Source organism: Gulosibacter massiliensis (assembly GCF_900626105.1).
Classification (GTDB): Bacteria; Actinomycetota; Actinomycetes; order Actinomycetales; family Microbacteriaceae; genus Gulosibacter; species Gulosibacter sediminis.
On sequence record NZ_UYZX01000001.1, the window covers coordinates 419,011 to 432,166 of the forward strand.

The window sequence follows — 13,156 nt, forward strand, 5'->3', positions numbered from 1 at the left end:
CGACTGCGTCAAACCGAAGTCGGCCCCGAAGCAGAACTAGGCGATGACTTCGGGCGTGCCCTGCACATCCGACGGCATCTCCGCCGCGATACGCTCGGCTTCCGCGATGAGCGTTTCGACGATCTGGTCTTCCTGCACTGTCTTGATGACCTCGCCCTTGACGAAGATCTGGCCCTTGCCGTTCCCGCTGGCGACACCGAGGTCGGCCTCGCGGGCCTCACCGGGTCCGTTGACGACGCAACCCATGACCGCGACACGGATCGGCACCGTGAGGTGCTTCAACCCTTCCTGCACCGAGTCGGCGAGCGTGTAAACGTCGACCTGAGCGCGACCGCAGGACGGGCACGAGACGATTTCGAGGCGACGCTGGCGCAGATTGAGCGACTGCAGGATCTGCAGGCCGACCTTGACCTCTTCGACCGGCGGTGCCGAAAGTGACACGCGAATCGTGTCGCCGATGCCGTCGGACAGTAGCGAGCCGAAGGCGACGGCCGACTTGATCGTGCCCTGGAACGCCGGGCCGGCCTCGGTCACGCCGAGGTGCAGCGGCCAGTCGCCGCGCTCGGAGAGCATGCGGTAGGCACGCACCATGACGACGGGGTCGTTGTGCTTCACCGAAATGCCGAAGTCGTGGAAGTCGTGTTCTTCGAAGAGGCTCGCCTCCCACACCGCCGACTCGACGAGCGCCTCTGCGGTGGGCTTGCCGTACTTCTGCAACAGCGACGGCTCGAGCGAACCCGCGTTCACGCCGATGCGCAGCGCAACCCCGGCGTCCTTCGCCGCCTTCGCGATGTCGCCCACCTTGTCGTCGAACTTGCGGATGTTGCCCGGGTTCACGCGCACGCCCGCGCAGCCGGCGTCGATGGCCTGGAACACGTAGTTCGGCTGGAAGTGGATGTCGGCGATGACCGGAATCTGGCTCTTCTTCGCGATGATCGGCAGCGCCTCGGCATCGTCACGGCTCGGCACCGCGACGCGCACGATGTCGCAGCCCGATGCCGTGAGCTCGGCGATCTGCTGCAGCGTCGCGTTGATGTCGGTGGTCGGCGTCGTTGTCATCGACTGCACCGAGACGGGCGCGTCGCCGCCAACGAACGTCGAGCCGAGCTTGACCTTGCGAGTCTTGCGGCGCGGGGTGATGACGGAGGGGACGCTGGGAAGTCCGAGATTTACTGCAGGCACATCGCCAGTTTACGCGGGAGCGCCTTCGACCGCGGTATTCCCGATTGCTCTATCAGCGATCACGCCGCTCGTTAGGGCGAAGAGAACAGGCTGATCGGGTTCACGATGTCGGTGAAGATGAACAGCGCGCCGATGAGGATGAGCACGGTCGCCATCACCATCGTGACGGGCAGCAGCTTCGCCGCGTCAAACGGGCCCGGGTCTGGCTTGCCGCGCAGACGCGCCCACCAGCGGCGCAGCCCGTCCCAGAGCGCGGCCGCGATGTGCCCGCCGTCGAGCGGCGGCAGCGGCACGAGGTTGAGCACGCCGAGCATCACGTTGAGCGAGCCGACGATCGAGAGCACCGTGGCGACCCGATCAAGCACCGGCGTGTCTTCCATCGAGACCACCTCGCCCGTGATGCGGCCCACACCGACGACGCTCATGGGACCGTAGGGGTCGCGCTCAGCGCCGAGGAACCCGGCTTGGAACATCTGCACGACCCGCTCCGGCATCGTCACGATCACGTTGGCGACGCTGGTGAGGTTGTCCCAGTACATCTCCCCCACGAAGGTGAGGTCTTGCTGCTGACGCGCGCTCACCGCCGTGAAGCCGACGAATCCGACCGTTTCGGTGATCGGGTTGCCGTTGTCATCCTCGACCACCTGACCGGTCTGGGGGTCGGTGACGTAGATCTCGTTCGGACGCGGCGTCACGGTGAGGTCAAGCGTCTCGTCGCCGCGCTCGACCGTGAGAGTGAGTGGCACATCCGCCGAAACGCGGATCGTGCTCTGCAGTTCGTCCCAGCCGCTCAGCGGCGAACCGTTCAGCGCGGTGATCGTGTCACCGGGAAGCAGGCCCGCGGCTGCGCCCGGCGCGGGTTCGTCACACTCGTCGGCCGACGTCTCGCTGCCGGCGGGCACGACGCACTCGTAGACATCGCCGACCCTCGTAGTCGGCTGGTAGACACCGAAACCAACCGCGACGATCGAGAAGATGATCGCCGCGAGCACGAAGTTCATGATCGGCCCGCCGAACATGATCAGCAGGCGCTTCCACACTGGCAGGCGGTAGAACGTCCGGTCTTCCTCGCCGACCATGATGGTCTCAGCGCTCGCCTCGCGGCCGTCCTGAATGAGTCGACTGAACATGCCCGTGCCGGCGGCCTTCGCCGTGTTGCCGGGTTCGGGCGGGTACATGCCGATCATCGAGATGTAGCCGCCGAGCGGGAGCAGCTTGAAGCCATACTCGGTTTCGCCGCGCTTGAATGACCAGAGCGTCGGCCCGAAGCCGATCATGTACTGCGGCACGCGCACGTTGAATCGCTTCGCGAAGAACAGGTGGCCGACTTCGTGCAGGGCGATGGAAATCCCGAGCCCGAGAACGGCCGCGAGAATGCCAACGACGAAGAGCACGATTCCAGTCACGAGCGGCAAGCCTAGCGCCGCAGGCTTGAGAGCGAGCTTAGGCGCGGTGCAGGATGCGCTGCCTCGCGGACTCGCGTGCCCAGCTTTCTGCGCGGGCCAGGGACTCTCGGGTCACGGGGCCGGGTTCTGCCGCATAGGTGTCGACCACTTCGCCCACCGTGTCGACGATGCCAAGGAACGACAGGGCACCGTCATGGAACGCGTCGACGGCGACCTCGTTCGCGGCGTTGAACACTGCCGGATGTGCTCCGCCTGCCTCACCGACGCGGCGCGCGAGCCGTAGGGCGGGAAAGTTCTCGTGGTCGGGTGCCGAAAACGTCCAGGTCTGCTCGAAGTCCGGGTCGCCCCACCGTATCGGTGCGACGGCGCCGGGGATTCGGCGCGGCCAGTCGAGCGCGAGGGCGATGGGAAGTTTCATGTCGGGGTTCGAGACCTGCGCGATCGTCGCCCCGTCGGAGAACTCCACCATCGAGTGCACCATCGAAGTCGGGTGGATAACCACGTCGATGCGCTCGAACGGCACGTCGAACAGCAGGTTCGCCTCGATCATCTCGAGGCCCTTGTTCACCAGCGTCGCAGAATTGGTCGTGACCACGCGGCCCATGTCCCAGGTCGGGTGCGCGAGCGCGTCGGCCGGGGTGACCTCCTCAAGCTCGGCACGGGTGCGCCCGCGGAATGGGCCGCCGGACGCCGTGAGCACGAGTCGAGACACCTCACCGCGGGTGCCGCCCGCGAGGCACTGGGCGATCGCGGAGTGCTCCGAGTCAACGGGCACGATCTGTCCGGGGCGCGCGACCTGGCGTACGAGGGGTGCCCCGACGATGAGCGACTCTTTGTTGGCGAGCGCCAGGGTGGTGCCCGTTTCGAGGGCCGCCAGCGTCGGGCCGAGCCCCACCGAGCCCGTGATGCCATTCACGATGACGTCGGCCTCAACGTCGCGCACGAGACGCTCCGCGTCTTCGGCGCCGAGCGCTGTCGCCGAGCTTTCAAGGCCAAACGCCGCGGCCTGCGCAGCGAGCTGCTCGCGATTCTGGCCGGCGCTCAGCCCGACGATCCGAAAATGATCGGGGTTCGCACGCGCGATGTCGAGGGACTGGGTGCCGATGGACCCGGTCGAACCGAGCACGAGGACGCGTCTGAGATCAGGCATAGTCCCCAAGGTAGACCGTCACCGGCGGCGGCTTGTGCGTAACATGGCCAGGTTGGAGCGATACAGCAGACGCGAGAGGTGCGGCGATGACCACGGCTACGTTCACGGGAGACAGCGCAGCCGAATTGGCGGTGGTCTCGCGCAATGGTTTTGTCGAGTCTCGGCACCTCGGCAGCGCGGTCGTCGTCGGCCGTGAGGGCGAGTTGCTCTACGAGCTTGGCAGCCCCGCCTCCCCCGTGTTCGCGCGCTCGACGCTCAAGGCCCTGCAGACGCTCGCGTCGCTTGAGGCCGGCGCGGAGCTCGATGGCGAGCACCTCGCGATCGCTTGCGCGAGCCACATCGGCACCCCGGGTCACGTCGCGCTGGTGCGGGATGTGCTCGGGCGCGCTGCGCTCGACGAGCGGGCCCTGCAGTGCCCGCCGGCGTGGCCGCTTGATCGGGCGAGTCGCGACTCCCTCATCCGTTCGGGCGAAGCCTCCGCCTCGGTCTACATGGAGTGCTCGGGCAAGCACGCCGGCTTCCTGGCGGCCTGCCGCGCCGCCGAGTGGCCCGTCGAGACGTACCTGCAGCCCGACCACCCCCTGCAACAGCTCGTGGCCCAGACCGTGGCTCGGTTCTCAGGTGAGCAGATTCGCGCCACCGGCGTCGACGGCTGCGGCGCCCCCGTATTTGCCATTTCCCTCACCGGCCTGGCCCGCGCGATGTCGCGGTTCGCGACGGCGCAGTCAAGCTCGCCTTTTGCCATCTTCCGCAACGCCGCAAAGATCTGGCGGGCGCAGCTCGAGCACCCCTGGACGATTCAGGGTGCCGGTCGCGCTGACTCGGTCGTGATGGAACAGCTCGGCGTGTTTGCGAAGTCGGGTGCCGAGGGGCTCCAGGTGCTCGTTGCACCCGACGGCACCTCGGTCGCGGTGAAGATGCTCGACGGCTCAAACCGAGCCGGCATGCTCGTCGCGCTGCAACTGTTGCTCGCCGCCGGCAGCATCGACGCTGAGGGTGCCCAGCGCGTGCTGCCAGCGCTTCACCTCGAGGTACTCGGCGGCAGACAACCGGTCGGCAGCATCATGCTGGGCAAGGATGTTCCCAGCACCTTGTAGTCGCTGACCTGCGGCGCGGCCGGCACCTCAACAGCGATCGGCACGCCGTCGCGCACCTGGAGCCGCCGCACCGAGCCGTCCGGCGCTCGCAGGAATCCGCGCGTGGCGAGGTCGCGCACTGCCGGCGGCAGCGGGTCTGCCCGAAAGAGGCTCCGCCATTCACCGGGTGTGATGCCGATGATGGCGATGTCACGGTGCTCAGCGACTCGTGCGAGCGAGCCATAGGCACCGAGCCACTGCTCTACGTCGCCGAGGTAGCTCGCGTCGCCGAGGCCCTGTTCACGCAGCGTGGCCGCTGTCGGCGGAGCGTTCACCGCCACTATGTGCTGTTCGAATGCCTGCGCAATCGGTGCGCAGCGGCGGGCGACGATGGCGGCTCCCGCCGTTGCTATCTCGAACGGTTCCCAGCGAGGCGACGCCGACTCGAACGCTGGCGTGGCCTCAACAACCGCGACCTGCACGAGGTCACGGCCGAGCCTGCCGCGCCCCGGCGGCCAGTTCGGCTGCCAGTCTGCGGGCTCGCCACCCTGCAAAATCCAGTCATTGCGCGTGACGTGCGCGAGCCGCAGCGTCTGATTGCATTGCTGCTGGATGCGCAGCAGCTGACCTCCGCACCGCCGTGCCGACACGACGATGCTCGTGGCCCGTTCTGACCCGCCCCGCACGAGGGCGTGCACCCGATCGAGCAGCGCCGCACGATGCTCGTCACCGAGGCGCTGCTCGATGGCGTCGAGGTCGTCGATCACGACGAGTCGACGTCGTGGGACGCCTTCCCCACCATCAGCGAGCCGCTCGATCGAGTCCCACGCTCCCTCGGCGTCAGGCGGCACGCGCACAACCTCCCATGCGGCCCGTCGAGCGGCCGCGGCGAGGGTCTCGAGCGCCGAGGTGCGACCGCAGCCCGCTGCACCGAGCACGAACAGTTGTTCTCCCGCGAGCAAGGATGCCGGGCGACGAAGCTGCTGCGCTGGCAGATCGAGTTCACCGAGAACAAGTTCGTCTGGCCGTCTCAGCGGCGACTCGACCACCGGCAGCACGCTCGGAAGCGGTGGATGCCAGACGGCATGGGGAGTCGGGGCGCCCGCACGCGCAAGCCGCGCACACTCGTCTCGAGCGATCCTCTCGATGAGTGGCTGATTCACCATCGCGACCTGCACGAGCGAGTTCGTGCCGCCGACGCGCAGCCACGCGCGACCTCGCTGAGCGGCCGGAATATTGGCGGCATCGGTGTTGCCGAGGAGCGTTTGCGAATCGCTGGCCTGCTCGACGCGCAGACAGATGCGGAGCGAACAGTTCGCGAGCAGTTCTTCACGAAACGTTCCGGTGGGTCGCTGGGTGCAGAGCACGAGGTGGATGCCAAGGCTCCTGCCCCGTGCTGCGACATCGGCGATCAACTCCTGCAACTGCGGATGCGCGCCGATGAGCGCCTGAAATTCGTCGATCAGCACAACGAGCCGACTCATGCCCGCGATGCCCTCGGCAGGGAGCTCGCGCAGCTCGTGGTCACGCAGCCACTGCTCGCGACGTCGAAGCTCGGCGCGCAGACTCTCGCTGACCCGCACCGCGTCGTCTCCGTCGAGGTCAGTTACGATGCCGGCGCAGTGTGGCAGCGATGCCAGCGCATCGAAGGTGGCGCCGCCCTTGAAATCGAGGCAGAGCAGGGTGAGTTCAGCGCTGCTGTGCTGGGAGGCGAGGGCCACGGCCCACGCGACGAGCAGCTCGCTCTTGCCGCTGCCGGTCGTGCCACCGATGACCGCATGTGGACCGTCGCTGATCAGATCGACGCTTCGCGGGCCCTGCGAGTCGAGGAGGAACGTCGCGGCGCCCGTGTGGCCCGCCGCTGCTGCGAGGTCGCCGAGCCCAATGCTGCTCGGCAGGAGCTGTTCTGCCCGCCGGCGAGAGTCCTGTGCTGCAACCACCGTCGGCAGCCACGCCCGAAGCTGGGGCGCGCCGAGTTGGGCTGGCACGATGCGAGTTACGACGCCCGAGGCATCAACGAGCGTCGCGGAGTGATCCGCCTCGAGCTGGAGCCATACGCGGTCGCCGACGTCTCGAGGTTCGTGCGTTGCCAGGATCAGGTCGGCATCGGCGCAACCGGCGAGTTCGACACCGATAGCCGCCAGCTCGGAACGAAGCGGCCCGAGGGCTTGCCCGGCGACGGCGACCCGTGCCTGCAGATCGGTCGCGAGCAGCCCGACCAGTGCAGCTCGCGCGAGGGCGAGGAGTCCCGGAGCCGCTCCGGCGAGAACGACGCAGCGCGTTTCGACGACGACCGGCATACCCGGGGTGGTCGTGACCCGAGTCGCGAGTTCGGCGTTCGCGCCGCTCGTGCGTAATTCGCCGCGGACGGATGTCGTGCCGAGGGCGACTCCAGGGCCGTTGACACGTGCGCCCCGGACGATGTCCTCCGGCACCGGCGCCGCGATACGAGCCCGCATGCGGATGCGCTCGTGCGCGGCCTCGGCCTGAACGAGGCACCGCTCAACCTCCCCCTCGTACTCCCGCAGCGCACGACGGTACCGCCGACGCCCACCCACCCGCTGGTCGATCACATTCGCGATGCCGAGCACCGGGCCAAATACCGCAAAGATCAGCACATAGGGGCTCTGCAGCACGGCGAAGAGCACCCCGGCGATCACAATCGGGGCCAACACCATCACATACGGGAAGCCGTTCGGACGGTCGCGTTTCGGGAGTTCGGGGAGGACCAGCGCGACCTCCTGCTGCTCGGCCGGGGTTTCGGCAACGTGCGAGAGCAGGGTCATTCGGGTACCGAGTCGTCGAGCTCGCTGTAGCGACCGGGGCCAGCGCATCCGGAGCCGACGACCCAGCCGGGCACGTACCCCTGGTCGATACGCTCAAGCACTTGGGCGGCGAGGGCATGATGGCCCGCACGCAGCGCCCTGCGCGCGTATTCACTCGCGATCGAGGCGCGCCCCGCGAGGCAGGTCAACCAGGCCAGGGCGGCCAGCGCGCCACGAGCCTCACGCTCGCTGACGTGGCTCGCGATGCTGCGCAGCGCGCTGATCGCCCGATCGACTCGTGCCAGGTCGGCCGGAATGAAGTCCGCGAACACTTCGGTGAGCCCCGTTAGTTCGGCCTCGGGCATGTTTTCGGCGAGGTCGAGCCAAATCGCCTCGACGCGCTCGCAGATCTCGCTGCCGAGCGCGCCGTTCGCGACGATGAGTTCGAGGGTGCGGAGCCGACGCAGGCCACGGCTGACGAGGGCTACGAGGATCGGCTCGTACTCAGGGTCGAGCCACCGCGCGCCGTCGAGGTAGAGGTTCCACGCGCACAGCACTTCGTCGTCGGTGATCTCGGCGAGTCGGGCGTGTTCTGCGAGCAGCTCTTCGACGCGCGACCTGGCCTCTTCGGGCGCTGAAGCGATCTCGGTCGCCTCGGACACGTCGGCGGGGATCACCGGCGCCAGCGCTGACACCACCTCGTCGCGGGGACCACCGCGTGCGCCCCAGTACTCCGACCACGCGTCACCCGCGACGCAGGCGCCACCCACGATGTGGAGTCCGAGTCGCCTCGACTGTCGTGCGAGTGTCTCGAGTTCGATCGTGTATGGCGCGATCTCGCCGGCGTGGGCCTTCGAGGTGAAGACGGCGAAGAACACACGCTCGACGTCACCCAGGCGAAGCACGTGCTCGAGCACGGCATGGCTGAAGTGTTCGGCGTCGTCGCCCGCCGGTTGCGGCAGGTCGACGCGGATCATGGCGCTGCTCGGGCCGCCGCTAAAGGGAATGACGACGAGGGATTCGGTCGGCGTAAAGCCGAGCACTTCGGGGATTGTGCGGAGGACTTCGTGGATCGAAGTGAGGATGCGTGGAGAGGTCATGCCGCTCAAGCTAGAAGGACCCGCCAGCTGTGCGCTGACGGGTCCAGAGAATCCGTGGATTACTCCGCGGGGCCACGATCTGTGGAGAACTCCCCCGATCGCGAACCTTGACGGTTCCTAGGAGTTATTGCGGTTGTAGTCGCCGCCGTAAGGGTTCTCGTTCGACCCTCCGTACGGGTTGTCGGAGACGCCGTTCGTGCCTGTCTGACCCGGCGTGCCTGCCTGCTGACCGTACTGGTTCGGCTGGCCCGACTGGCCGGGCTGCTGACTATAAGGGTTCTGCTGCTGGCCACCCTGCGTGGGCTGCTGGCCGTACTGGTTCGGCTGGGCGGCCTGCTGGCCGTACTGATTCGGCTGCTGGCTGTAACCGGGCTGCTGACCATACCCCTGCTGCGGGGGCTGTGCCGGGTACGACCCCGGCTGCTGCGCGTAGCCACCGGGCTGCTGGTAGCCCACAGTCGAGTAGGGCTGAACGCCCCGGTTCGCGCCGGCTGCCGAGGGGCCCGCAACCTTGCCATCGGGCAGGCCGCGCCACTTCGAGCTGTCAAATGCCACGATGGCGAGCCAGACGATAGGCAGGAAGATCCAGAGGACGACCCAGGCGCCCTCCTTGTTGAAGCCGATGCCGATGCGGTAGATCGAAATCGCGAGGAACACAACGGCGGCGATGGCGGCAAGCTGCCCGAGGAAGGGAATCCAGCTGACGAGGAAAGCCAGGGAAATCCAGCCAGGATTGCCACCGGCCTCGAGGAGCACCCACTGACTGTAGATGGGCACCCAAGCCTTCCAACCCTCGATGTTCATCTTCTCAAATACCTTCATGAGGAAGAAGGCGGTAATGGCGTAGCTGAGCAAGCCGATGACGAGACCGATGATGATCGTCCCCACGCCAAACGAGGCGGCATAGTGGTAGTCGTACATTGATTCGCTCCTAATGTGCGAGATGAGAGATACGTCAAGACCTTAACGCGGCAACCTCGCGCGAAGCGCACCAATGCGCAAAGTCACAACTCGGGTACGACGTCCGCTCCATCAACGGACGACGTCGAGGGTTCCGACGGCGCGTCGTTCCCAGCTCGCGAACGAACTGAGTGCATCCATCACCTCGGCGAGCGAGGTCGGCTCGGCCTCGCCAGCGAAGCGCTCGGCCATGGCCCGGATGAGCAGGCCCTTGTTCTGCTTGTTGAAGTGATTGAGCGAGCGAGTCGAGCCGTCGTCAAGACGTTCCTTCACGTCACCCCAAGCACGGTCGGCCCCGTGGTCGAGCGGCCCCAAACCGACGTACCCCTTCGAGCGGAGGTCGAGGATGGGCCCCCGATGCGCCCGCAGCGCGGTGGCGATGTGCGTGCGCCAGCGCTGCTTGAGGGGTGCCCCGGGCAGTCTGGAGTCGTGGGACAGCCGGTAGGCCGCGATCGGGTCGCCTGCCATGATCAGTCCATACAACGCGGAATGGATGGCGACGTGGCGCTCGACCCAGGCCCGGCCCTCGGTCGACAGTGTCTCGGCGGCGATGGCGTCGTAGAGCACGCCCGTGTACCGCTCGATCGCGGGTTTGCGCGGCGCATCGTCGAGGGCGCGATTGCGCTCGAGCTCAGTCTCAGCGAGCTTCGGCGAGATCTTGAGCGCCGAGCGCGCGGCGTCGGGTGAGCCATGGGCAAGCTGCAACAGGCTTTCGCGCACGTTCGCACGCACCGGCTCGAGCTCGGGCCAGTGGAGTTTCTTGCTGAGACGGCGATTGCCGCCGTCCGATTTGGTTTCGGACGGCGGCAATAGCACGAGGAATGACGAGGTCACTCGGTAATGGAGGCCTCACCGGCGACGACGGTCACCACGTTGTTCGCCACCGAAAGGAAGCCATCCGCCGCGTGCGCGTGGATCTGCTTGCCCTCGGCGGTGGTCACGCGCACCTTGCCATCGGCAAGGATCGCGAGCACCGGGGTGTGGTCGGCACGAATGCCGATCTCACCTTCGACGGTGCGGGCGATGACCTGGCTCGCCTGGCCTTCCCACACGGTGGCCGTCGCCGAAACGACGGTCACGTGCAGCTGGTTTGCGGAGTTGACCATGCGCTAGTTCATTTCCTTCTGCATCTGGGCCCACTTCTCTTCCACGTCCGAGATCGCGCCGACGTTGAAGAACGCCTGCTCAGCAACGTGGTCGAAGTCGCCGCGAACGATCGCGTCGAAGCCCTCCACCGAGTCCTTGATGCTCACGGTCGAACCCTCGACACCGGTGAAGCGAATCGCGGTGTAGGTGTTCTGCGAGAGGAACTGCTGGATGCGGCGTGCGCGCGACACGGTGATCTTGTCTTCTTCAGAGAGCTCGTCAACACCGAGAATCGCGATGATCTCCTGGAGTTCCTTGTTCTTCTGCAAAATCTGCTTCACCGCGGTCGCGACACGGTAGTGGTCGTCACCGACGTACTGCGGGTCGAGGATGCGGCTGGTCGAGGCCAGCGGGTCGACGGCCGGGTAGAGACCACGCGAGGCAATTGCACGCGAGAGCTCCGTGGTGGCGTCGAGGTGCGCAAACGTCGTCGCGGGGGCCGGGTCGGTGTAGTCGTCAGCAGGCACGTAGATGGCCTGGAGCGACGTAATCGAGTGACCGCGCGTCGAGGTGATGCGCTCCTGCAGCAGACCCATCTCGTCTGCCAGGTTCGGCTGGTAGCCCACGGCCGAAGGCATGCGACCCAGCAGGGTCGACACCTCCGAACCAGCCTGCGTGAAGCGGAAGATGTTGTCGATGAACAGGAGGACGTCCTGGTTCTGCACATCGCGGAAGTACTCGGCCATGGTGAGGCCGGTGAGCGCGATGCGCAGACGGGTCCCCGGCGGCTCGTCCATCTGGCCGAACACAAGGGCGGTCTTGTCCAGCACGCCCATGTCTTCCATCTCGTAGATGAGGTCGTTACCCTCACGGGTACGCTCACCGACGCCAGCGAACACTGACACACCACCGTGGTCCTGTGCAACACGCGTGATCATCTCCTGGATGAGCACCGTCTTGCCAACGCCGGCACCACCGAAGAGGCCGATCTTTCCACCCTGCACGTAGGGGGTGAGGAGGTCGATGACCTTGATACCGGTCTCGAAGATCTCGGTCTTCGACTCGAGCTGGTCGAATGCCGGCGGCTCGCGGTGGATCGGCCAGCGCTCGGTGATCTCGTACGGCTCGTTGATCATCGAGCCGTTGAGCACGTCACCGGTCACGTTGAAGACCTTGCCCTTGGTCACGTCGCCAACGGGGACCGTGATTGGCCCGCCGGTGTCCATGACCTCCTGGCCACGGACGAGACCGTCGGTCGGCTTCATCGCAATGGCGCGGACGAGGTCATCGCCGAGGTGCTGGGCAACCTCGAGCGTCAGCTCGAAGCTCTCCTCGCCCATGGTGACCTGCGTCTTCAGGGCGTTGTAAATGCCGGGCATCGCGTCGTGCGGGAACTCGATGTCGACCACCGGGCCCGTAATTCGAGCGATGCGACCGACGCCCGCGGCCGCAGGGGCCGAGGACTGTTCGAACGTCGCGTTCGTCGTCATGTGAGGTGTCCTTTTCTTCGTGTTCAGCGCGGGTTAAGAAGCGAGCGCGTCCGCGCCGCTCACGATTTCGCTAATCTGCTGCGTAATTTCAGCCTGGCGGGCGTTGTTGGCAAGCCGGCTGTAGTCACGCACCAATTCTTGGGCGTTGTCGGATGCTGCCTTCATTGCCCGCTGGCGTGCGGCCTGCTCGCTTGCCGCGGAGTGCAGCATGGCGTTGAACAGGCGTGCCTCGATGTAGACCGGCAGCAGCGCGTCAAGCACGGAGGCCGGGTCGGGCTCGAAGTCGTAGAGCGGGAAGAGGTCTTCCATGCCGGACTCGCCGGCTTCGCCCTCGACAACCTCGAGCGGCAGCAGGCGAACCGTGGTGGGGTCCTGGGTCACCATGCTGACAAAGCGGTTATAGATGACGTGGATTTCCTGCACGCCACCGGTGGTGTGGTGGTCGGTGAAGCGCTCGACAAGCGCCTTACCGATCTCCTTAGCGGTGCCGAAGACCGGCTTCTCGGTCGTGCCGGTCCACTCCTGCTCGAACGTGCGTCGGCGGAAGGTGAAGTAGCCAACCGCCTTGCGTCCGACAAGGTAGAACACGACTTCCTTGCCCTGCTCGCGCAGCATGGTCGCCAGTTCTTCGGATTCCTTCAACACACCCGACGAGAAGGCGCCGTTGAGGCCGCGGTCGCTCGTAAATACGACGATCGCAGCGCGCTTGACTTCGTCGTGCTCGTTGAGCAGGACGTGATCGATGTCGGCGTAGGTCGCGGCGGCCGAAACCGCCTGCGTCACGGCCCGGGCGTACGGGTTGGACTCTTCCATTCGACGACGAGCCTTGGCGATACGCGAAGTCGCGATCAACTCCATGGCACTCGTGACCTTCTGCATCGTCTGAGCCGACTTAATGCGGGCTCGGTACTCGCGAAGCTGTGCTCCCATGGTTCTCCTCT

At 66.4% G+C, this 13,156-nt stretch carries 11 protein-coding genes; 1 reads left to right on the plus strand and 10 read right to left on the minus strand.

Features of this window, described 5'->3' with window-relative positions:
- Positions 1 to 36: 36 nt before the first annotated feature.
- The 3 genes from ispG to EJL01_RS02065 all read right to left on the minus strand — a co-directional run bounded on the left by ispG (position 37) and on the right by EJL01_RS02065 (position 3,738).
- Positions 37 to 1,182 (minus strand): flavodoxin-dependent (E)-4-hydroxy-3-methylbut-2-enyl-diphosphate synthase, encoded by a 1,146-nt coding sequence (gene ispG / locus EJL01_RS02055; protein ID WP_125106059.1) that lies wholly within the window; start codon positions 1,180 to 1,182, stop codon positions 37 to 39.
- A gap of 71 nt (positions 1,183 to 1,253) precedes the next feature.
- Entirely contained in the window at positions 1,254 to 2,588 is a 1,335-nt protein-coding gene (locus tag EJL01_RS02060) for a M50 family metallopeptidase (RefSeq protein WP_206427663.1), read from the minus strand.
- Positions 2,589 to 2,625: 37 nt separating this feature from the next.
- Positions 2,626 to 3,738, minus strand: coding sequence for a 1-deoxy-D-xylulose-5-phosphate reductoisomerase (locus tag EJL01_RS02065; RefSeq protein ID WP_125106060.1), 1,113 nt, complete (start codon positions 3,736 to 3,738; stop codon positions 2,626 to 2,628).
- An 86-nt stretch (positions 3,739 to 3,824) separates the two neighbouring features.
- Between EJL01_RS02065 and EJL01_RS02070 the strand changes: the two genes are divergently transcribed.
- Positions 3,825 to 4,835: an asparaginase gene (locus EJL01_RS02070; protein ID WP_125106061.1), complete on the plus strand. Its 1,011-nt coding sequence runs from the start codon at positions 3,825 to 3,827 to the stop codon at positions 4,833 to 4,835.
- Here the strand turns inward: EJL01_RS02070 and EJL01_RS02075 are convergent.
- From EJL01_RS02075 to EJL01_RS02105, 7 genes are all read right to left on the minus strand, one after another.
- A complete protein-coding gene (locus EJL01_RS02075) occupies positions 4,760 to 7,600 on the minus strand; it encodes an FtsK/SpoIIIE domain-containing protein (RefSeq protein ID WP_164509691.1) in 2,841 nt (946 codons plus the stop codon). The genes EJL01_RS02070 and EJL01_RS02075 overlap by 76 nt on opposite strands.
- Positions 7,597 to 8,679 (minus strand): DUF4192 family protein, encoded by a 1,083-nt coding sequence (locus tag EJL01_RS02080; RefSeq protein ID WP_125106063.1) that lies wholly within the window; start codon positions 8,677 to 8,679, stop codon positions 7,597 to 7,599. The genes EJL01_RS02075 and EJL01_RS02080 overlap by 4 nt, the downstream gene beginning before the upstream one ends.
- Positions 8,680 to 8,796: 117 nt before the next feature.
- The gene (locus EJL01_RS13340) at positions 8,797 to 9,600 is read right to left on the minus strand and encodes a DUF5684 domain-containing protein (RefSeq protein WP_125106064.1); all 804 of its coding nucleotides are present in this window, start codon (positions 9,598 to 9,600) and stop codon (positions 8,797 to 8,799) included.
- A gap of 111 nt (positions 9,601 to 9,711) precedes the next feature.
- Positions 9,712 to 10,473, minus strand: a complete 762-nt coding sequence (locus EJL01_RS02090; protein WP_125106065.1) for a YaaA family protein — start codon at positions 10,471 to 10,473, stop codon at positions 9,712 to 9,714.
- Positions 10,470 to 10,745, minus strand: a complete 276-nt coding sequence (locus EJL01_RS02095) for a F0F1 ATP synthase subunit epsilon (protein ID WP_125106066.1) — start codon at positions 10,743 to 10,745, stop codon at positions 10,470 to 10,472. Before EJL01_RS02095 ends, EJL01_RS02090 begins: the two co-directional genes overlap by 4 nt.
- A 3-nt stretch (positions 10,746 to 10,748) precedes the next feature.
- Complete coding sequence (atpD, locus tag EJL01_RS02100) at positions 10,749 to 12,215, minus strand: F0F1 ATP synthase subunit beta (protein ID WP_125106067.1); 1,467 nt, start codon at positions 12,213 to 12,215, stop codon at positions 10,749 to 10,751.
- A 33-nt stretch (positions 12,216 to 12,248) separates the two neighbouring features.
- Positions 12,249 to 13,145 carry a F0F1 ATP synthase subunit gamma gene (locus EJL01_RS02105; RefSeq protein ID WP_125106068.1) on the minus strand — a complete coding sequence of 299 codons (897 nt, stop codon included), beginning with the start codon at positions 13,143 to 13,145 and terminating at the stop codon, positions 12,249 to 12,251.
- Positions 13,146 to 13,156 lie beyond the last annotated feature (11 nt).

Coding starts and splice junctions, on each gene's coding strand:
- EJL01_RS02080 (WP_125106063.1), bottom strand. CDS start 8,679: ATGACCTCTCCACGCATCCTCACTTCGATCCACGAAGTCCTCCGCACA.
- EJL01_RS02105 (WP_125106068.1), bottom strand. CDS start 13,145: ATGGGAGCACAGCTTCGCGAGTACCGAGCCCGCATTAAGTCGGCTCAG.
- EJL01_RS02070 (WP_125106061.1), top strand. CDS start 3,825: ATGACCACGGCTACGTTCACGGGAGACAGCGCAGCCGAATTGGCGGTG.
- EJL01_RS13340 (WP_125106064.1), bottom strand. CDS start 9,600: ATGTACGACTACCACTATGCCGCCTCGTTTGGCGTGGGGACGATCATC.
- EJL01_RS02065 (WP_125106060.1), bottom strand. CDS start 3,738: ATGCCTGATCTCAGACGCGTCCTCGTGCTCGGTTCGACCGGGTCCATC.
- EJL01_RS02075 (WP_164509691.1), bottom strand. CDS start 7,600: ATGACCCTGCTCTCGCACGTTGCCGAAACCCCGGCCGAGCAGCAGGAG.
- EJL01_RS02095 (WP_125106066.1), bottom strand. CDS start 10,745: ATGGTCAACTCCGCAAACCAGCTGCACGTGACCGTCGTTTCGGCGACG.
- atpD (WP_125106067.1), bottom strand. CDS start 12,215: ATGACGACGAACGCGACGTTCGAACAGTCCTCGGCCCCTGCGGCCGCG.